At 69.2% G+C, this 16,554-nt stretch carries 24 protein-coding genes; 7 read left to right on the top strand and 17 right to left on the bottom strand.

Going from position 1 to position 16,554, the window contains the following annotated elements:
• Window positions 1-47: 47 nt before the first annotated feature.
• The 9 genes from ACMGER_RS01435 to hisB all read right to left on the bottom strand — a co-directional run bounded on the left by ACMGER_RS01435 (window position 48) and on the right by hisB (window position 5,818).
• Complete coding sequence (locus ACMGER_RS01435; RefSeq protein ID WP_436810344.1) at window positions 48-1,601, bottom strand: amino acid permease; 1,554 nt, start codon at window positions 1,599-1,601, stop codon at window positions 48-50.
• 108 nt (window positions 1,602-1,709) lie between these two features.
• A complete protein-coding gene (locus ACMGER_RS01430; RefSeq protein ID WP_436811640.1) occupies window positions 1,710-2,087 on the bottom strand; it encodes a histidine triad nucleotide-binding protein in 378 nt (125 codons plus the stop codon).
• 110 nt (window positions 2,088-2,197) lie between these two features.
• A complete protein-coding gene (locus tag ACMGER_RS01425) occupies window positions 2,198-2,512 on the bottom strand; it encodes a phosphoribosyl-ATP diphosphatase (protein WP_436810343.1) in 315 nt (104 codons plus the stop codon).
• A gap of 33 nt (window positions 2,513-2,545) precedes the next feature.
• Window positions 2,546-2,737 carry a hypothetical protein gene (locus ACMGER_RS01420; protein ID WP_436810342.1) on the bottom strand — a complete coding sequence of 64 codons (192 nt, stop codon included), beginning with the start codon at window positions 2,735-2,737 and terminating at the stop codon, window positions 2,546-2,548.
• A gap of 112 nt (window positions 2,738-2,849) precedes the next feature.
• Window positions 2,850-3,608 carry an imidazole glycerol phosphate synthase subunit HisF gene (gene hisF / locus ACMGER_RS01415; protein WP_436810341.1) on the bottom strand — a complete coding sequence of 253 codons (759 nt, stop codon included), beginning with the start codon at window positions 3,606-3,608 and terminating at the stop codon, window positions 2,850-2,852.
• On the bottom strand, window positions 3,605-4,324 hold the full coding sequence (gene hisA, locus ACMGER_RS01410; protein ID WP_436810340.1) for a 1-(5-phosphoribosyl)-5-[(5-phosphoribosylamino)methylideneamino]imidazole-4-carboxamide isomerase: 720 nt from the start codon (window positions 4,322-4,324) through the stop codon (window positions 3,605-3,607). Before hisA ends, hisF begins: the two co-directional genes overlap by 4 nt.
• Window positions 4,321-4,923 carry an imidazole glycerol phosphate synthase subunit HisH gene (hisH, locus tag ACMGER_RS01405; RefSeq protein WP_436810339.1) on the bottom strand — a complete coding sequence of 201 codons (603 nt, stop codon included), beginning with the start codon at window positions 4,921-4,923 and terminating at the stop codon, window positions 4,321-4,323. The genes hisA and hisH overlap by 4 nt, the downstream gene beginning before the upstream one ends.
• Window positions 4,920-5,228, bottom strand: a complete 309-nt coding sequence (locus ACMGER_RS01400; RefSeq protein ID WP_436810338.1) for a YciI family protein — start codon at window positions 5,226-5,228, stop codon at window positions 4,920-4,922. The genes hisH and ACMGER_RS01400 overlap by 4 nt, the downstream gene beginning before the upstream one ends.
• A gap of 2 nt (window positions 5,229-5,230) precedes the next feature.
• A complete protein-coding gene (gene hisB / locus ACMGER_RS01395) occupies window positions 5,231-5,818 on the bottom strand; it encodes an imidazoleglycerol-phosphate dehydratase HisB (protein WP_436811639.1) in 588 nt (195 codons plus the stop codon).
• 73 nt (window positions 5,819-5,891) lie between these two features.
• Between hisB and ACMGER_RS01390 the strand changes: the two genes are divergently transcribed.
• From ACMGER_RS01390 to ACMGER_RS01370, 5 genes are all read left to right on the top strand, one after another.
• Window positions 5,892-6,371, top strand: coding sequence for an SspB family protein (locus ACMGER_RS01390; RefSeq protein ID WP_436811638.1), 480 nt, complete (start codon window positions 5,892-5,894; stop codon window positions 6,369-6,371).
• Between the two features lie 105 nt (window positions 6,372-6,476).
• The gene (gene fumC, locus ACMGER_RS01385) at window positions 6,477-7,868 is read left to right on the top strand and encodes a class II fumarate hydratase (RefSeq protein WP_436810337.1); all 1,392 of its coding nucleotides are present in this window, start codon (window positions 6,477-6,479) and stop codon (window positions 7,866-7,868) included.
• Between the two features lie 50 nt (window positions 7,869-7,918).
• Window positions 7,919-8,134 (top strand): hypothetical protein, encoded by a 216-nt coding sequence (locus tag ACMGER_RS01380; protein ID WP_436810336.1) that lies wholly within the window; start codon window positions 7,919-7,921, stop codon window positions 8,132-8,134.
• 31 nt (window positions 8,135-8,165) lie between these two features.
• Window positions 8,166-8,822: a guanylate kinase gene (gene gmk / locus ACMGER_RS01375; protein WP_436810335.1), complete on the top strand. Its 657-nt coding sequence runs from the start codon at window positions 8,166-8,168 to the stop codon at window positions 8,820-8,822.
• A 15-nt stretch (window positions 8,823-8,837) separates the two neighbouring features.
• Window positions 8,838-9,404 carry a hypothetical protein gene (locus tag ACMGER_RS01370; RefSeq protein WP_436810334.1) on the top strand — a complete coding sequence of 189 codons (567 nt, stop codon included), beginning with the start codon at window positions 8,838-8,840 and terminating at the stop codon, window positions 9,402-9,404.
• Here the strand turns inward: ACMGER_RS01370 and ACMGER_RS01365 are convergent.
• From ACMGER_RS01365 to ACMGER_RS01340, 6 genes are all read right to left on the bottom strand, one after another.
• Window positions 9,393-10,085 carry an ATP12 family chaperone protein gene (locus tag ACMGER_RS01365; protein WP_436810333.1) on the bottom strand — a complete coding sequence of 231 codons (693 nt, stop codon included), beginning with the start codon at window positions 10,083-10,085 and terminating at the stop codon, window positions 9,393-9,395. The two genes, ACMGER_RS01370 and ACMGER_RS01365, sit on opposite strands and share 12 nt — an antisense overlap.
• Window positions 10,082-10,300: a hypothetical protein gene (locus ACMGER_RS01360; protein ID WP_436810332.1), complete on the bottom strand. Its 219-nt coding sequence runs from the start codon at window positions 10,298-10,300 to the stop codon at window positions 10,082-10,084. The genes ACMGER_RS01365 and ACMGER_RS01360 overlap by 4 nt, the downstream gene beginning before the upstream one ends.
• Window positions 10,297-10,983 (bottom strand): HAD-IA family hydrolase, encoded by a 687-nt coding sequence (locus ACMGER_RS01355; RefSeq protein WP_436811637.1) that lies wholly within the window; start codon window positions 10,981-10,983, stop codon window positions 10,297-10,299. Before ACMGER_RS01355 ends, ACMGER_RS01360 begins: the two co-directional genes overlap by 4 nt.
• A gap of 301 nt (window positions 10,984-11,284) precedes the next feature.
• Window positions 11,285-12,373: an RluA family pseudouridine synthase gene (locus ACMGER_RS01350; protein ID WP_436810331.1), complete on the bottom strand. Its 1,089-nt coding sequence runs from the start codon at window positions 12,371-12,373 to the stop codon at window positions 11,285-11,287.
• Window positions 12,370-12,741, bottom strand: a complete 372-nt coding sequence (gene crcB, locus ACMGER_RS01345; protein ID WP_436810330.1) for a fluoride efflux transporter CrcB — start codon at window positions 12,739-12,741, stop codon at window positions 12,370-12,372. The genes ACMGER_RS01350 and crcB overlap by 4 nt, the downstream gene beginning before the upstream one ends.
• Before the next feature lie 89 nt (window positions 12,742-12,830).
• The gene (locus ACMGER_RS01340) at window positions 12,831-13,574 is read right to left on the bottom strand and encodes a hypothetical protein (RefSeq protein WP_436810329.1); all 744 of its coding nucleotides are present in this window, start codon (window positions 13,572-13,574) and stop codon (window positions 12,831-12,833) included.
• A 94-nt stretch (window positions 13,575-13,668) separates the two neighbouring features.
• Between ACMGER_RS01340 and ACMGER_RS01335 the strand changes: the two genes are divergently transcribed.
• On the top strand, window positions 13,669-13,890 hold the full coding sequence (locus ACMGER_RS01335) for a hypothetical protein (RefSeq protein ID WP_436810328.1): 222 nt from the start codon (window positions 13,669-13,671) through the stop codon (window positions 13,888-13,890).
• A gap of 243 nt (window positions 13,891-14,133) precedes the next feature.
• On the opposite strand, the gene ACMGER_RS01330 is transcribed toward ACMGER_RS01335, so the two are convergent.
• On the bottom strand, window positions 14,134-14,643 hold the full coding sequence (locus ACMGER_RS01330) for a glycine zipper 2TM domain-containing protein (RefSeq protein WP_436810327.1): 510 nt from the start codon (window positions 14,641-14,643) through the stop codon (window positions 14,134-14,136).
• Between the two features lie 80 nt (window positions 14,644-14,723).
• The gene (locus tag ACMGER_RS01325; protein ID WP_436810326.1) at window positions 14,724-15,563 is read right to left on the bottom strand and encodes a class I mannose-6-phosphate isomerase; all 840 of its coding nucleotides are present in this window, start codon (window positions 15,561-15,563) and stop codon (window positions 14,724-14,726) included.
• Window positions 15,564-15,688: 125 nt separating this feature from the next.
• Here ACMGER_RS01325 and ACMGER_RS01320 point away from each other — a divergent pair, with 125 nt between their 5' ends.
• Complete coding sequence (locus ACMGER_RS01320; protein ID WP_436810325.1) at window positions 15,689-16,549, top strand: outer membrane protein assembly factor BamD; 861 nt, start codon at window positions 15,689-15,691, stop codon at window positions 16,547-16,549.
• The last annotated feature ends 5 nt before the right edge of the window (window positions 16,550-16,554 follow it).

Below are 16,554 nucleotides of genomic sequence, written 5' to 3'. Positions count from 1 at the left end.
AAGAAGGCCGGGGGGCCAATTCCCCGGCCTTTTGCTTGGATGTCTTCTCAGGCCTGCCGGCCGCCGGGCGTCGGCGCATCGGGCAACGGCGGCACCGGCTGCGGCGGCACGTCGGGGTCGTCCTCATGCACCTCGACGATGCCGCGGCCGACGTGGCTGCGCCGGTAGCTGTAGGTGAAGTAGACGATCAGGCCGATGACCGCCCAGCCGAAGAACAGCATGATCGTCGGGCCGGACAGGCTGAAGAACAGGTAGACGCAGCCGATGATGGAGATCGGCGCGATCAGCATGATCGCCGGGGTCCGGAACGGACGGGCACGGCCGGGATCGGTCCTGCGCAGCACCAGCACCGCGATCGACACCGCGGCGAAGGCGAACAACGTACCCGAATTCGAGACATCCGCCAGCAGGCCGACCGGGAAGAAGGCCGCGAACAGGGTGACGAACAGGCCGGTCAGCAGCGTGATGACATAGGGGGTGCGGAACCTGGGGTGAATCTTCGAGAAGATTTCGGGCAGCAGCCCGTCGCGGCTCATCACGAAGAAGACCCGGGTCTGGCCGAACATCATCATCAGGATGACCGACGGCAGCGCGATGATCGCTGCGGCGCCCACCAGCCATCCGATGAACGGCCAGCCGATCTGCTTCAGCGTCCAGGCCAGCGCCTCCTTGGAGCAGACGACGGCGTTTTCCTGGATCGCAGCGCACGCCTGCGACAGCGCCGGCGTGCCGGGCGACAGCACCTCATGCCCCGGACCGAACACCGGCTGCGCGCCGACCGTACCGATCACCCCCGCGGCGACGAGCATGTAGAAGATGGTGCAGATGGCGAGGCTGCCGATCAGGCCGATCGGCATGTTGCGCTGCGGGTTCTTGGTCTCCTCGGCGGCGGTCGACACCGCATCGAAGCCGACATAGGCGAAGAAGATCGAGGCCGCCGCGCCAGAGATGCCGGCGAAGCCGAGCGGCGCGAACGGCGTGAACTGGCCAGTCCTGATGACCGGGATCGTCAGGATCACGAACAGCGACAGCGCGAGGATCTTGATCGCGACCAGCACGGCGTTGACCGTCGCGCTCTCCTTGGTGCCCTTGACGAGCAGCGCGGTCACCACCGCGGCGATCAGCATCGCCGGCAGGTTGATCATGCCGCCGTCGAACGGCCCGCGCACCAGCGCAAGGGGTATCGAGATATTGAAGCTGGTGTTGAGCCAACCGATGAAATAGCCCGACCAGCCGACCGAGACCGCGCCGGCCGCGATCGCATATTCGAGGATCAGCGCCCAGCCGACCATCCAGGCGACCAGCTCGCCCATCACGGCATAGCTGTAGGTATAGGCCGATCCCGAGACCGGCACCATCGCCGCCATCTCGGCATAGCAGAGCGCCGCCACCGCGCAGACGAAGCCGGCGATGACGAAGGACAGCATCATGCCGGGGCCGGCCTTCTGCGCGGCCTCGGCGGTGAGCACGAAGATGCCGGTGCCGATCACGGCGCCGATCCCGAGCATGGTGAGCTGGAACGCGCCGAGCGATCGGTGCAGCGATTTCTTCTCGGCCGTCGCCAATATGGCGTCGAGTGGCTTGATACGCCCGAAAATCATGAAAACAACATCCCCCCAGGGAAGCAGCGCACGCATATGCGCCGCAGCGGTTTACGGATGGCCGGGGAGCCTAGACCGAAAACCGTTCCGTGCAATCCCTTAACGCCCTTAACGCGCGAGCATCGGCCCCAGCGGTCGCCCGGCGAAGATGTGGACGTGGAGATGCGGTATCTCTTGGTGCGCGTCGATGCCGGTATTAACCAGCAGGCGATAGCCGGGCCCGACGAGACCTGCCTCGCGCGCGACGTGGCCGACCGCGCGGACGAAGCCGGCGATCTCCGCCTCCGAGGCCGTGGCGCTGAAGTCGTCCCACGAGACATAGGGTCCCTTGGGGATCACCAGGACATGGTGCGGCGCCTGCGGGTTGATGTCGTGGAAGGCGAGCGCGAACTCGTCCTCGTAGACACGATTCGAGGGAATCTCGCCGCGCAGGATTTTCGCGAAGACATTCTGGTCGTCATAGGGCCGGGTGGCGTCGATCGGCACGGTCATTCTCCCTCGTCACCCCGGACTTGTTCCGGGGTCCACCGTTTCACAAATCCTCCGGCGGCCGCCTTTGCTGCACGGTGGATGCCGGGACAAGCCCGGCATGACGATCAGCTCGGGCGGCCCGCCTTCTCGTCCAATCCCGAGACACCTTCCCGCCGGGCCAGCTCGGCGCGGACGTCGTCGAGGCTCACGCCGGCGTGGGCGAGCAGGACGAGGAGGTGGAAGGTGAGGTCCGCCGCCTCGCCGGTGAGCGCCGCCCGGTCGTCGCCCATTGCCGCGATCACCGTCTCGACCGCTTCCTCGCCGAGCTTCTGCGCGATCTTGGCGCGTCCCTTCGACGCGAGCCGCGCGACATAGGAAGTCGCGGGGTCGGCGGTCAGCCGCCGGCGAATCGTGGCTTCGAGAGCGTCGAGCTGGTCCATCGCCGCCCGTTCAGGCGGAGCGGCGCGCGCAAGTCAATCCTTGGCGCGCTTGCCGGCCCGCCGCCTCATGCTTCGCTGCGCCAGCCAGACGCCGATCGCGGCGAACACGAACAGCGCGACGTCGCTGAGCGCGAAGCCGCTGCGGACGACCTGACCGCTGTGCGGAGCGGCGGCGTGGGCGATTGTGGGAAGAACCAGCGACAAGGAAAGGACCGCAAGGACCATCGAACACTCCCGTTCGCCCTGAGCTTGTCGAAGGGCGACCTTGCGATCGTGAGCCCGCCCTTCGACAAGCTCAGGGCGAACGGGACGATAAGGAGGATCAAGAATGATCCGGTTAACGCCGCACCGGAATCCCCGCCGCCGCCAAGGCGGCATGGGCGTCGGCAATGCTCGCCTCGGCGAAGTGGAAGATCGAGGCGGCGAGCACCGCGCTGGCATGGCCGTCGCGGATGCCCTCGACGAGATGCTGCAGCCCGCCGACACCGCCGCTCGCGATCACCGGCACCGACACCTGATCGGCGATGGCGCGGGTCAGCTCGAGGTCATAGCCGTCGCGGGTGCCGTCCCGGTCCATCGAGGTAACGAGCAACTCGCCCGCGCCGAGCTCGGCCAGCCGCAGCGCATGCGCGACGGCGTCGATGCCGGTGGCGCGGCGGCCGCCGTGGGTGAACACCTCCCAATGCCCGTCCACCCGCCGCGCGTCGACCGAGGCGACCACGCACTGGCTCCCCATCCGCTCGGCGATCTCGGCGACCACCTGCGGCCGCGCGACCGCGGCGGAATTGACCGCGACCTTGTCCGCGCCGGCAAGCAGCAGCGCGCGCGCATCCGCGACCGAGCGCACGCCGCCGCCGACGGTCAGCGGCATGAAGCAAACCTCGGCGGTGCGGCGGACGACGTCGACGATCGTCTCGCGTCCTTCGTGGCTGGCGCCGATGTCGAGGAAGCAGAGCTCGTCCGCCCCTGCCGCGTCATAGGCGCGTGCCTGCTCGACCGGATCGCCGGCGTCCCTGAGGTCAACGAAATTGACGCCTTTCACCACGCGCCCGCCGGCGACGTCGAGACAGGGGATGACGCGCGCGCGGAGGGTCATCGCGCCGCCATCCGGATCGCTTCGCCGAGATCGAGCCGGCCGTCGTAGAGCGCACGGCCGGTAATGACGCCTTCGATACCCGGCCGGCCGGCCAGCGCGTCGATATCGGCGATCCCGGCGACGCCGCCGCTCGCGATCACCGGAATCGCGACGGCTTCGGCCAGCGCGACCGTCGCCTCGACGTTGCAGCCCTTGAGCAGTCCGTCGCGGCCCACATCGGTGAACAGCAGCGCCCCGACGCCCGCATCCTCGAACCGGCGGGCGAGATCGACGACCGGCACGTCGGAGACCTCGGCCCAGCCCCTGGTCGCGACCATGCCGTCGCGCGCGTCGACCGCGACGACCACTTCACCGGGGTAGTCGCGCGCCGCCTCGCGCACCAGTTCGGGATTCTCCAGCGCGGCGGTGCCGATCACCACGCGCGTCACGCCGAGACCGAACCAGCGCTCGATCGCCTCGCGGCTACGGACGCCGCCGCCGAGCTGGACCTTGCCGGGAAACGCCTCGAGGATGCGCGCGACCGCGGCGCCGTTGACCGAATCGCCGGCGAACGCCCCGTCGAGGTCGACGACGTGCAGCCACTCGGCCCCGGCCGCGGCGAAGGCGACGGCCTGCGCGGCGGGATCGTCGCCGTAGACGGTCGCACGGGCCATATCGCCCTCGGCGAGGCGCACCACCTGACCGGCTTTGAGGTCGATGGCGGGGAAGACGATCACGGGCGCCACTCTAGGAAACGCGCGAGCAACTCGATCCCGTAGCGCTGGCTCTTCTCGGGATGGAACTGTACGCCGATCAGATTGCCGCGTCCGATCGCCGCCGTCAGCGTCCCGCCGTGCTCGGTCGTCGCGATCGCGTTCTCGCCGGTGAAGGCGAAGCCGTGCAGGAAATAGGCCTCGCCCGCCTCGATCAGCGGGTGCTGGACGGTCGGTGTCACGTCGTTCCAGCCCATGTGCGGCACGCGCACGCCTTCCTTCGGGACGATCGGCGCGACCTCGCCCGCGATCCAGCCAAGCCCCTCGTGCTCGCCGCGCTCGAGCCCGCGCGTCGCCATGAGCTGCATCCCGACGCACACGCCGAGGAACGGCGCCCCGCCGCGCAGCACGCGTTCGTCCAGCGCCTCGACCATGCCGGGAATGCCGCGCAGCCCACTCGCGCAGGCGCCGAACGCGCCGACGCCGGGCAGCACGACCCGCTCGGCGCGGCGCACGGCGTCCGGATCAGCGGTGACGGCGACGTCCGCGGCGCCCGCCGCCTTCAGCGCGTTGTGGACCGAATGGAGGTTGCCCGCGCCATAGTCGATCAGCGCGATGCTCATTGCAGCAACGCGGCGATCGCGGACGCAGCCATGCTTGCCGCGACCTCGGTGACGGCGAAATCGCTGGCGCCGCCCGTCACGAACGGATCGGTGGCCGCCAGCGCCTCGACCTCGGCGCGATGGCCCCGGCACAGGATGACGCCGCCGACGCGCGGCACCTGCCGGCCGGCGATCAGGAACAGGCCCTCGTCGAACCCCTTCTCGAGCCAGGCGACATGCGCGGGCAGGAGCCTGTCGATCTCCTCGAGAGGTACGCGATAGGTCAGCGTGATGATGCAGACCGGTGCCCCGTCGACCCGCGCCACGGCTAGAGCGTGCCCTTGGTCGAGGGCACCGCGTCGGCCTTGCGCGGATCGATCTCGATCGCGGTGCGGAGCGCGCGGGCGAGGCCCTTGTAGGCGCTCTCGGCGATATGATGGTTGTTCGATCCGTAGAGCGTCTCGACGTGCAGCGTGATGCCCGCGGTCTGCGCGAAGCTGTGGAACCAGTGCTCGAACAGCTCGGTGTCCATCTCGCCCAACTTCTTCTGGGTGAAGGGCAGCTTGCACACCAGATAGGGCCGGCCCGAGATGTCGAGCGCGACTCGGGTCAGCGTCTCGTCCATCGGCGAGAGCGCGTCGCCGTAGCGGCGGATGCCCTTCTTGTCGCCGAGCGCCTCGGCCAGCGCCGCGCCCAGCGCCAGCGCCGAATCCTCGACGGTATGGTGCTGGTCGATGTGAAGGTCGCCTTCCGCCTGGAGCCTGAGATCGATCAGCGAATGGCGCGACAGCTGCTCGAGCATATGGTCGAGGAAGCCGATCCCGGTGGCGACTTCGTAGAGGCCGGTGCCGTCGAGGTCGATGGCGACTTCGATCCGGGTCTCGCTGGTGGCGCGGGTAAGGCTGGCGGTGCGCATCGCCCGCCCAATAGCGTAGTGACGCGTCTGTGCAATCTTGACCGTGCCGGGAAAGGAGGCCAGCGTGCGCGCGATGAGCACGCCCGTTCCCGACAGCCTGATTCCGTACGACGAGATCGTGCAAGAAGCCTTGCGCGCGGTGGTGGGGCGCGTGCTTGGCTCGATCGCGGACGCGGGCGGCCTGCCCGGCGAGCATCATTTCTATATCACCTTCAAGACCCAGGCCGCCGGGGTCGACATCCCCAAGCGCCTGATCGAGCGTTTCCCGGACGAGATGACGATCGTCATCCAGCACCGGTTCTGGGACCTCAAGGTCGACGACCGGGGCTTCTCGGTGGGCCTGAGCTTCAACCAGGTGTCGTCGACGCTGGCGATCCCCTTCGCCGCGATCACCGGCTTCCACGACCCGGCGGTCAATTTCGAGCTCCGGTTCCAGGCCGGCGACGAGCAGGACGACGAGCCGCACGAGCCGGCCGACAACGACGAGCCTGTCGCCAAGCCGGTCGAGGACGGGTCGAACGTCGTCGCGGTGGATTTCAAGCGCAAGAAATGACCGTCGCCCCGGACTTGTTCCGGGGGCCACCCATCCGCACATTCGTTGGCGCGAGGTTTGCGGCACCGTGGATGCCGGAACAAGCCCGGCATGACGGAGGAATGGATGGCGAGCGCAACCCGTACCGAAACCGACTCGATCGGCGCGATCGAGGTGCCTGCCGACGCCTATTGGGGCGCGCAGACGCAGCGCAGCGTGGAGAACTTCCCGTTCGGCCCGACCGAGCGGATGCCGATCGGGATCGTCCATGCCCTCGCGCTGGTGAAGCAGGCGGCCGCGCGGGTGAACCGCAAGCACGGCCTCCCCGCCGAAATCGCCGACGCGATCGAGACCGCGGCGGCCGAGGTGGCGGCGGGCAAGCTCGACGACCAGTTCCCGCTGGTGATCTGGCAGACCGGCAGTGGCACCCAGTCCAACATGAACGTCAACGAGGTGATCGCGGGACGCGCGAACGAGATCCTGACCGGTGCGCGGGGCGGCAAGTCGCCAGTCCATCCCAACGACCATGTCAACAAATCGCAGTCGTCGAACGACAGCTTCCCGACCGCGATGCATGTGGCGGCAGCGATCGCGGCGACGCGGCGGCTGGTGCCGGCGCTGGAGCGGCTCGAGGCGGCGCTGCTCGCCAAGGCCGAGGCGTGGGACGGGATCGTCAAGATCGGCCGCACCCACCTGCAGGACGCGACGCCGCTCACGCTCGGCCAGGAATTTTCCGGCTATCATGCCCAGGTCCGGCTTGCCCGCACGCGGCTGGCGCCGTTGATCGAGCATGGCCTTAGCAAGCTCGCGCAGGGCGGCACCGCGGTCGGCACCGGCCTCAACGCCCCGCCGGGCTTCGCCGAGGCCATCGCCGCCGAGCTCGCGCGGATCACCGGCCTGCCGTTCGAGACCGCGCCCAACAAGTTCGAGGCGCTGGCGACGCACGACACGCTGGTCGATTTCTCGGGGCGGCTCAACACGCTCGCGGTCGCGCTGACCAAGATCGCCAACGACATCCGCCTGCTCGGCTCCGGCCCGCGCTCGGGGATCGGCGAGCTGGTGCTGCCCACCAACGAGCCCGGCAGCTCGATTATGCCCGGCAAGGTCAATCCGACCCAGTGCGAGATGCTGACGATGGTCGCCGCGCAGGTGATCGGCAATCACGCCGCCATCACCGTCGGCGGGTTGCAGGGGCATCTCGAGCTCAACGTGTTCAAGCCGCTGATCGGCGCCGCGGTGCTGCGCTCGATTCATTTGCTCACCGTGGGAATGGAGAGCTTCGCCGAGCGCTGCGTCGAGGGCATGGAGGCGGACGAACGGCGGATCGGCGAGCTGGTCCGGCGCTCGCTGATGCTGGTGACGGCGCTTGCGCCCGAGATCGGCTACGACAATGCCGCCAGGATCGCCAAGCACGCTCATGCCGAAGGGCTGACGCTGAAGGAGGCGGGGCTGGCGCTCGGGCTGGTCGACGAGGCGACGTTCGATCGCGTGGTACGGCCGGAGACGATGGTCGGGTAGCGGAACCCTTCCTCATTCCGAGCGCTCTCACGCGGACGAAGGAGCATTCGATGGGTTTGGCTACGATTGGCGCCGCGATCGGCGCGGTTCTGGACAGCGCGGAAGGCGAGGACGGCATCGCCGACGGCGCGATCATCGGCGGGGTGACCGGTGCGGCGCTCAAGGTGGTGGTGCCCGTCGCCGTGACCTTCGCGACCGGCTGGCTGGTGCTGAAGGGGCTCGGGAAGCTGCGCCGAACTCTCGCCGGGACCGAGCGATCGGCTTGACGCGACCCCGCCGGCCAAGCCACTAGCGTGCATGGCCGACGCCCGAGAAGACGATCCCCACAAGTTCCGCCGCCGCGGCGTATTGTTCGTGCTGTCCTCGCCCTCGGGTGCCGGCAAGTCGACGATCGCGCGCAAGCTGCTCGCCGCCGAACCGAGCCTCGGCATGTCGATCTCGGCGACGACGCGGCCGATGCGGCCGGGCGAAGTCGACGGCAGGGACTATCATTTCGTCGATCTCGAGCGTTTCCGCGAGATGGTCGCGAACCACGAGTTCCTCGAATGGGCGCACGTCTTCGGCCATCGCTACGGTACGCCGCGCGCGCCGGTGGAGGCGATGTTGAAGTCCGGGCAGGACGTCCTGTTCGACATCGACTGGCAGGGGGCGCAGCAGCTCTACCAGATCGCGGGCGGCGACGTCGTGCGCGTGTTCGTGCTGCCGCCTTCGATGGAGGAGCTGCACCGCCGGCTCACGCATCGCGCCACCGATACGATGGAGGTGATCGAGGCGCGGATGGCGCGCGCGGCGGCCGAGGTCAGCCACTGGGACGGCTATGACTATGTCCTGGTCAACGACGATGTCGAGCGCTGCTTTGCGTGCGTGCGCACCATTCTGGCGGCCGAGCGTTTGAAGAGGTCGCGGCAGACGGGCCTGATCGGCTTCATCAGGGGGCTCACCACCGCGACATAGCAGGGGAGACGGAAGATGATGGGACGAGCGTTGCTGGGCGGCATCCTGGGCGGGGCCGCGATGTGGGTCGTAGGTTTCATCTTCTGGGGCACGCCGCTCAACCGGCTTGCGCTCAGCGTCGCGCCCGACGCCGCCAACGCCGCGATCCAGTCGACGCTGGCGCGTGAGCTCGGGCCGACCGGGACCGGCGTCTACACCGTGCCGTGGCCGGGGACGCAGATCGGGAGCGGCCTCTATGCGCAGGGGCCGGTCGCGCTGGTGCAGTTCAACGCGAGCGGTTTCCCGGTCGTCGACGGCGGTGCGCTGATCGGCGGGCTGATCCTCGCGGTCATCGCGGCGGTGTTGATCGCCTTCGCCGTCTATCGTCTCGCGGCGCCGCTGAGCTTCGGGCGGCGGCTGACGCTGGTGGGCCTCTTCGCCATCGCGATTCCGGCCCATATCCACCTCGGCCAGATCGTGTTCAACCATGCGCCGCCGGGCTATTTCATCTACAGCTTCGTCTGCGACATGCTGTCGTTCCTGGCGGCGGGGGCGGTGATCGCGTGGATGCTGCCGAAGCCGGCGGCGCCGCTAACCGAGTAGCCTGAGGAACCGCGCGCCGGCCTCGAAGTCGGTGCGGCGGGCCTCGGCCGCCTGGCGGGCGAGCTCGTCCTCGCCCCATTGCTCGGCCTGCCAGTCGTCGTCGACGCGGCTTGCGCGCCAGATGGTCTCGAGGTCGGCCGCACCCTCCAGCAGCGCCAGCGCGGCGATCAGCGAGCCGGTGACGGTGACGAGCGGCGACAGGCCGGCGAGCTCGAACGGGCCGAGATGCGCCACCACCTCCCGCAGCCGTGCGAGCGTCGCCTCGGGCTGAGGCCGGTGGATCACGCCCGCGGTCGTCTCGAAATGCACGTCGTAGCGGCCGCGTGCCCAGTCGAGCAGCGGGTCCCAGGCGGCGTATTGCCGTTCGACCAGCGGCGCCGGCGACTCGGCGCGGTAGCAGAGCAGGTCGCTCTCGCCGTACCGGGCCAGGCCGGCGGCGAAGGTGGCCGGATCGGACGCGATCCGGTCGATGGCGGCGTTGGCGAGGCCGGTGAGCGGCATCGCGCTCGGCTCGATGGTCTCGCCGACGCTGCGCCATTCCTCCGCGATCGCCTCGGCCAGCGCCTCATTCGGCACCGCCAGCGGCGCGCGGCCGGGCGTCCGAACCGGCCGGCCGTCGAGCGCGATGCCGAAGCCGTCGCCCTCCCGGACGACCGCCACGTCCTTCCAGAACCGCTTCATTGGTCCGGCGGCGTGCGCCAACGGTGCGCCAGCGCGAGCGGCACCACCGCCATCACATAGAGCGCGGCGAGCACCAGCGCGATGCCGATCCCCTTGCTCGCCCAGTCAGGCGCGCGGGCGGCGAGGATGATCCCCAGCACCGCGCCGGCGGCCGCGGCGATGCGGACTCCGACGATGGCGAGCCAGCGGTTGCGGGCGGTGCGCTCCGTGGTCATCGCGCCGCCATAGCCGGTCGGTCGAGGCAGGCAAGCAGCGCCTCCGCCAGATGATCGGCGTGGGCCACCACCTGCCGCGCGCCGGCCGCAGCGAGCTCCTCGGGCGGATGATAGCCCCAGCCCGCTCCCACCGCATGGGCGCCGGCGTTCACCGCCATCATCATGTCGAAGCTGGTGTCGCCGATCATCACCGTGGTCTCGGGTGCGGCGCCGGCCTCCGCGATCGCCGCGGCCGCCATCGCCGGGTCGGGCTTGGAGGGGTGGCGGTCGGCGGTCTGGAGCGTGACGAAACGATGCCTGAGGCCATGATGCTCGAGGATCAGCAGGAGCCCGCGGTCGGACTTGCCGGTCGCGACGCCGAGCAGCCAGCCGGCGCCGTCGAGGGCGGCGACCGCCTCGGCGATGCCGGGATAGAGCGGCTCCGGCGCGAGCCCGCCATTGCCGCGCATCGCCTGAAACACGCGCTTGTAGTCCGCCGCCAGCCGCCGGTGGAAGGGGTTGTCGCCCTCCGGATGCAGCGCCGCCATCGCCTCGTTGAGGCTCAGCCCGACGATGCGCCGGATCGCGTCGCGGCACGGCACGTCGAGCCGATGGCCGGCGAAGGTCTCCTCCATCGCGCGGCAGATGTTGGCGGCCGAATCGACCAGCGTCCCGTCGCAGTCGAACAGCGCCAGCCGGTTCATGCGATCGACCGCGTCGATGCGCGATGCCGCGGCGCGGCCGCCAGCCCCTCCGCTGCACCGTGTTTTCGGACTCGACCGCGACATTGCACCGGTCCCTCCCGGAACCGGTCGCGGCCGGTGCGAAAGTGAAGGGAGTCGCGCTTCATTCGTTCACTTTGGTCCACTTATCCCCCGGCCGCGACAAGGCGGCCGTCGGTGAGTCGGACGCTTCAAGCAAAGCGAATCCTATTAGGAAAGCGATTTGTTAGCCCGTCGTCATCGCGGTGGAAGCCGGGATGACGAACAGGGCGAGGGGGCGGGATCAGCGTCTCGCCGTTCCCCGGCTCCGTCGTTCCCCCCGGCGTTCCTTGCGCACCGTCTTGGCGTGCGCCTTGGCCTTCGCCTTCTGCTGCGCCTTGCTCGGCGGCGGCGCGTCCTCGGCGAGCGGCCTGTCGCCGAGGCTGAGGTCGAAGCCCAGCATCGCCATGCTCTCGGCGAAATGCTCGGGCAGCTCGGCGCTCACGTCGACCTTGCCGCCGTCGGGATGGTCGATGCGGATGCGGCGGGCGTGGAGGTGCATCTTGCGGCTGACCCCGCCGGTCAGGAACGCCTCCTTGCCGCCGTACTTGCCGTCCCCGACGATCGGGTGGCCGATCGCCGCCATATGGACGCGCAACTGATGCGTGCGTCCGGTGAGCGGCTGGAGCTCGACCCAGGCGGCGCGGTTGCTCGCCCGCTCGATCACGCGATAGCGGCTGCGCGACGGCTGCCCCTCGTGCTCGCTGACGTGCATCTTCTCGCCGCCGGTGCCGGGCTGCTTGGCGATCGGCAGGTCGATGAGGCCATCGTCGATCTCGGGCACGCCGACCACCAGCGCCCAATAGACCTTGCGCGCCGATCGGCCCGAGAAATGCTTGGAGAAGAAGGCGGCGGCGCGGGCGGTGCGGGCGAGCAGCAGCGCGCCCGAGGTATCCTTGTCGAGCCGGTGGACCAGCTTCGGCCGCCCCTCCGCTTCGAACTGAAGCGCGTCGAGCAGGCCGTCGACATGTTCCTCGGTGCGCGTGCCGCCCTGCGTCGCCAAGCCCGGCGGCTTGTTGATGACGATCGCCTGCGGATCGCGGTGAATGACCAGGCCCCGCGCGAACTCGATCTGCTCGTCGGCGAGGGGAGGGCGCTCGCGTTTCGGTCGCGGTTCGGCGGGCGCCGGCTCGGCAGGCGGCACGCGGATCGTCTGGCCTTCGGCGAGACGGTCGCCCGGCGTCGCGCGCGCGCCGTCGACGCGGAGCTGGCCGGTACGCGCCCAGCGCGACACCAGGTTGAAGCTCGTCTCCGGCAGGTGCCGTTTGAACCAGCGATCGAGCCGGATGCCGTCGTCGTCGGCACCGACGGTGAACTGGCGAACCTCGCTCACGCCAATGCCCGGACCGCCTGGAGACCCGCGAACAGCGCCAGCACCGATCCGATCACCGACACCAGCACATAGCCGATCGCCGTGACCGCCTGCCCGCGCTCGATCATCGTCACCACGTCGAGGCTGAAGGCGGAGAAGGTGGTGAAGCCGCCGAGGATGCCGACGCCGAGCAGCAGCCGCATCGGCTCGCCCCAGCTCCCCCGCGCGAGGATGCCGGCGAGCAGCCCCATGGCGAGGCCGCCGATCAGGTTCACCGCCAGCGTGCCCCATGGATAGCCGGGCCCGAACAGCGCGAGCGTCAGCCGCCCGACCAGATGCCGCGCACCGGCGCCGACCGCGCCGCCGAGCATGACGAGAAGCAGGTTCATCTCCGACGCCTAGCCGACCCGCTTGCGTCCGTCATCCCCTGGGGAATCTCTACCGTCGCGGGAAAGACGTGAAGGGACGCGAAACAGCGTCAAACGCCGTTGTTTGCGATCAGGTCGACATCTGTGCCGCCGCCTTCGCGCGGCGTCAGGTAGAGCACATAGGCGCCGCCGTCGCGGTCGCGGGTGCCGCCCAGGACGTGCTGGATGCCGTCCGACTGGTGCTCGGCGGTGAAGCCCGCCTTCACGGCGCGGGTATAGTACCAGTCGAGCATCGCCTGCATCGGCTGCGGCACGGTGAAGCTCGCCACGCGGAGCGAGCATTGCGCGTCCTGCACGCCCGCCGCCTCGATCACGCGGGCGTTGGCGTAGAGCGGGATGTCGCGGGGCAGCCGGTTCGCCCAGCCGGCGGCATAGCGCAGCTTGGCGATGCAGCCGGGGGCGCCCCGGCCCTTCTGCCGCGCCGCGAGGGCGCCGAGCGTCAGCGATTCGTCCGCCGCCTTGCATTGCGGGCAGCCGCCGGCGACCGGCGGCGGCGTCCTCATGACCTCGCCGGCGGCGGGCGCGGGACCGGCGGCGACGTCGGTCGCCGGCACCGGCGCCGCATAGGGCTGGCTCGGCGGGCGTACCGAATCGGCGTTGGATTTCTGCGCGAGCTGCGGGTCGACCATGATCTGATCCTGCAGCGCGCCGGTCAGCAGCGGGTCGCTGCCGTTGTTCGAGATGCCCTCGGCCAGCTCCTGGTCGAGCGTGTCGACGTTCTGCTGCTGCGGCGCACCGCCCCCGCAGGCGGCGAGCGCGATCGGCAGCAGCAGGGCGAGAGGAATGCGGCTCATCGCCGCTTCCCTGCACCCGATGTGGTTAAGGAAGCGTTGGCGATGCCGGCTGTTCTATCTTGATAATACACCGCGACGGGGCTAGATTGCACCCATGCTCAATCTCCTCTCGATCCTGATCGGGCTCGTCGCCCTGGTCTTCGCGATCCCCGGGCTGATCCCGCTGCTCGGCATCCTCAACTATGCCGCGATCCCGATCGCGGTGATCGGCGCCGCCGTCGGCGTGCTGTCGAGCCACAACAGCGGCCGCAACTTCAACCTGCTCGTGCTGGTGGTGGCGGTGCTGCGCCTGTGGATGGGCGGCTTCATCTTCTGACGTGAAAAGGCTCCGGCGGGCGACCGCCGGAGCCTTTCCTTGAAGCTGTTTCGGCCTAGCGTCGTTTTCAGCTTCGCTGAATCGGCGCCGGCGCCGCTACCGTTTCAGCTTTGCTGAAACAGTCTCTAGACCGAAACGCAGGCGGTACCCGTGCTCCTGCGAAGGCAGGAGCCCAGGCCGCAAGCGACACGTCCGTGACCCAGGGCTCCTGCCTTCGCAGGAGCACGACGCAACGTCTCCCGCTCAGCGGCAGCGGACGTTGCCGCGGTCGATCGCGTTGCCGAGCGCGCCGCCTGCCGCCGCGCCGATCAGCGTCCCGATCAGCGCATCGCGGCGCCCGGCCATGGTGTTGCCCAGCACGCCGCCGGCGACGCCGCCGATGATCAGGCCGGTGGTGCCGTCGTTGCGGCGGCAATAATAGCGGCCGTCGTTGCCGTAATAGATGCGGTCGCGGCGGGTGAGGCGCCGCTCGCGGTAATAGCGGCCGTCGCGATAGTAGCGCGACGGGTCATAATAGCGGTGGCCGCGCTCCGGCCGGTTGTAGTCGTAGTTGCGGTAACGCCGCCAATCGCGCTGGTCGCGGTAGTCGCGTCCACGGTCGCGGTTATAGTCCCGAACGGCGCGGCGCACGTCACGGTTGAACTGGCCCCGGTCACCGTCCTGATAGGCAGGAGCGGAGGTGGTTGCCGCCGCGGCGGGAACCGTCGAGCAGGCGATCGCGGCGATCACGGCGGTGAGAATGGAGCTGCGCATGTTGTCCTCCTCTTCGGACAGGCGAAAACCGAACGCCTGCAGCATACAGGGGGTTGCATGTACGGCGAACTACCGGGCGTTCATTCCCCTGACATCTCGATCCGCCGCTCGCCTGGATAGGCGAATAGCAGATCGGCGCCGTCCTGCGCCACCAGCTCGCAGTCGCCGGTCAGCGTCAGGCATTCGCCGGCCTTGAAGCCGACGCCGTCGACCGCGCCTTCGCCGGCGATCGGGATCAGCCAGCCGGTGGCGCCTTGGGGCAGGGCGAAGCGGCGGCGTCCCGCCGGCCAGCGCTCGAGCACGAACTTCGGCCCCTCGACCAGGATGGTGCGGTCGTCCGCCACGCGCCCTGGCATCGGGTGCGGCATATAGGGGCCGGTCTCGGACACCGCGATGCCGTCGTCGAGATGCAGCTCGCGCGGGCGGCCATAGTCGTAGAGGCGGTAGGTGGTGTCGGAGTTCTGCTGCACTTCGATCAAGGTAAGGCCGGCGCCGATCGCATGGATCGTGCCCGAGGGCGAATAGAAAAAATCGCCCGCCTTCACCGGCTTCCAGTCGACGAGCTGTTCGATCGAGCCGTCGAGCGCGGCGGCGCGCAGTTCCTCGGGAGAGATTTTTTCATGCGTGCCGATCGCGATCGTCGAATCGGGTTCGGCGGCGAGGATCAGCCAGCATTCGTCCTTGCCGCGCGGGAGACCGCGGGCGTGCGCCTGCTCGTCGTCCGGGTGGACCTGGACCGACAGCTTCTCGCTGGTGAACAGATATTTGATCAGCAACTCTGGCGTCTCGTCGCCGGGCGTCTGGAACCACACTTCGCCGATCGGCTCGCCGTCCGGTGCCGGGTCGGCGAATCCGGGCCACAGGTGATGGCGGCCCCAGGGTTTCTCGACGCGATGGGTGGCGAGCAGCGTGGCGGTCATGGGTCAAGGTTCCCGAGAGTTCCGAACGGTCGTTCCGGCCCATAACACCGTTCGCTGCACGGTCGATCCCTCTCGATACGAAAAGGATTGGCTGCGTCCCGCGGCCTGGGCTACACAGCCGGCCCATGCGTATTTCGAAGTTCCGCGCCGCCGCACTCGCGCTCGTCAGTCTCAGCGTCCTCGCCGCCGCCGGCTGCGCACGTCGGGGAGGCGGCAGCGGCGACCTGCCTTATGTCGCCCGCGACGTCGGCACGCTCTATTCGGCCGGCAAGGCGCGCCTCGACCGGGGCGACTATAAGCTCGCCGCCGCGTTGTTCGACGAGGTCGAGCGCCAGCATCCCTACTCGATCTGGGCGCGCCGCGCGCAGTTGATGGGCGCATTCAGCTATTATCTCGCGCGCGATTATACCCAGGCGATCCAGTCGGCGCAGCGTTTCCTGTCGGTCCACCCGGGCAATCGCGACGCGCCCTATGCCTATTATCTGATCGCGCTCAGCTACTACGAGCAGATCAACGACGTGACGCGCGACCAGAAGATCTCGCAGCAGGCGCTCGACGCGATGGGCGAGCTCACGCGGCGCTATCCCAACACCCGCTACGCCGCCGACGCGCGGCTCAAGATCGACCTGGTGCGCGACCATCTCGCCGGCAAGGAGATGGAGATCGGCCGCTTCTACGAGCGGCGCGGCCAGTGGCTGGCGGCATCGATGCGCTTCCGCGCGGTGATCGACCAGTTTCAGACCACCACCCACGCGCCCGAGGCGCTGATGCGGCTGACCGAGACCTATCTGGCGCTCGGCTTGCACAAGGAGGCGGAGAAGTCGGCGGCGGTGCTCGGCGCCAACTATCCCGGCACCGACTGGTATCGGCACGCCTACAAGCTGGTCGAGCAGCACCCGCCGAGTTCCGCGGCACCGGAAGCGATCGACGTTCAGCAGACGACGCCGCAGCAGGAAGGCGGGAAGGGCAAGCGCCGCCCGCGCTGACTTCC

Source organism: Sphingomonas astragali (assembly GCF_051400615.1).
Lineage (GTDB): Bacteria > Pseudomonadota > Alphaproteobacteria > Sphingomonadales > Sphingomonadaceae > Sphingomonas.
Note: the sequence above shows the minus strand (reverse complement) of the source record. Positions and strands in the feature narration are given on the sequence as shown.

Bases quoted from the DNA above. Each gene is read 5' to 3' on its own strand.
- hisF (WP_436810341.1), bottom strand. From the start codon at position 3,608: ATGACCCTCCGCGCGCGCGTCATCCCCTGTCTCGACGTCGCCGGCGGG.
- ACMGER_RS01435 (WP_436810344.1), bottom strand. From the start codon at position 1,601: ATGATTTTCGGGCGTATCAAGCCACTCGACGCCATATTGGCGACGGCC.
- ACMGER_RS01320 (WP_436810325.1), top strand. From the start codon at position 15,689: ATGCGTATTTCGAAGTTCCGCGCCGCCGCACTCGCGCTCGTCAGTCTC.
- gmk (WP_436810335.1), top strand. From the start codon at position 8,166: ATGGCCGACGCCCGAGAAGACGATCCCCACAAGTTCCGCCGCCGCGGC.
- ACMGER_RS01340 (WP_436810329.1), bottom strand. From the start codon at position 13,574: ATGAGCCGCATTCCTCTCGCCCTGCTGCTGCCGATCGCGCTCGCCGCC.
- ACMGER_RS01370 (WP_436810334.1), top strand. From the start codon at position 8,838: ATGATGGGACGAGCGTTGCTGGGCGGCATCCTGGGCGGGGCCGCGATG.
- fumC (WP_436810337.1), top strand. From the start codon at position 6,477: ATGGCGAGCGCAACCCGTACCGAAACCGACTCGATCGGCGCGATCGAG.
- ACMGER_RS01335 (WP_436810328.1), top strand. From the start codon at position 13,669: ATGCTCAATCTCCTCTCGATCCTGATCGGGCTCGTCGCCCTGGTCTTC.
- ACMGER_RS01390 (WP_436811638.1), top strand. From the start codon at position 5,892: ATGAGCACGCCCGTTCCCGACAGCCTGATTCCGTACGACGAGATCGTG.
- ACMGER_RS01425 (WP_436810343.1), bottom strand. From the start codon at position 2,512: ATGGACCAGCTCGACGCTCTCGAAGCCACGATTCGCCGGCGGCTGACC.
- ACMGER_RS01420 (WP_436810342.1), bottom strand. From the start codon at position 2,737: ATGGTCCTTGCGGTCCTTTCCTTGTCGCTGGTTCTTCCCACAATCGCC.
- ACMGER_RS01330 (WP_436810327.1), bottom strand. From the start codon at position 14,643: ATGCGCAGCTCCATTCTCACCGCCGTGATCGCCGCGATCGCCTGCTCG.
- ACMGER_RS01360 (WP_436810332.1), bottom strand. From the start codon at position 10,300: ATGACCACGGAGCGCACCGCCCGCAACCGCTGGCTCGCCATCGTCGGA.
- hisH (WP_436810339.1), bottom strand. From the start codon at position 4,923: ATGAGCATCGCGCTGATCGACTATGGCGCGGGCAACCTCCATTCGGTC.
- hisB (WP_436811639.1), bottom strand. From the start codon at position 5,818: ATGCGCACCGCCAGCCTTACCCGCGCCACCAGCGAGACCCGGATCGAA.
- ACMGER_RS01380 (WP_436810336.1), top strand. From the start codon at position 7,919: ATGGGTTTGGCTACGATTGGCGCCGCGATCGGCGCGGTTCTGGACAGC.
- ACMGER_RS01355 (WP_436811637.1), bottom strand. From the start codon at position 10,983: ATGAACCGGCTGGCGCTGTTCGACTGCGACGGGACGCTGGTCGATTCG.
- crcB (WP_436810330.1), bottom strand. From the start codon at position 12,741: ATGAACCTGCTTCTCGTCATGCTCGGCGGCGCGGTCGGCGCCGGTGCG.
- ACMGER_RS01365 (WP_436810333.1), bottom strand. From the start codon at position 10,085: ATGAAGCGGTTCTGGAAGGACGTGGCGGTCGTCCGGGAGGGCGACGGC.
- ACMGER_RS01325 (WP_436810326.1), bottom strand. From the start codon at position 15,563: ATGACCGCCACGCTGCTCGCCACCCATCGCGTCGAGAAACCCTGGGGC.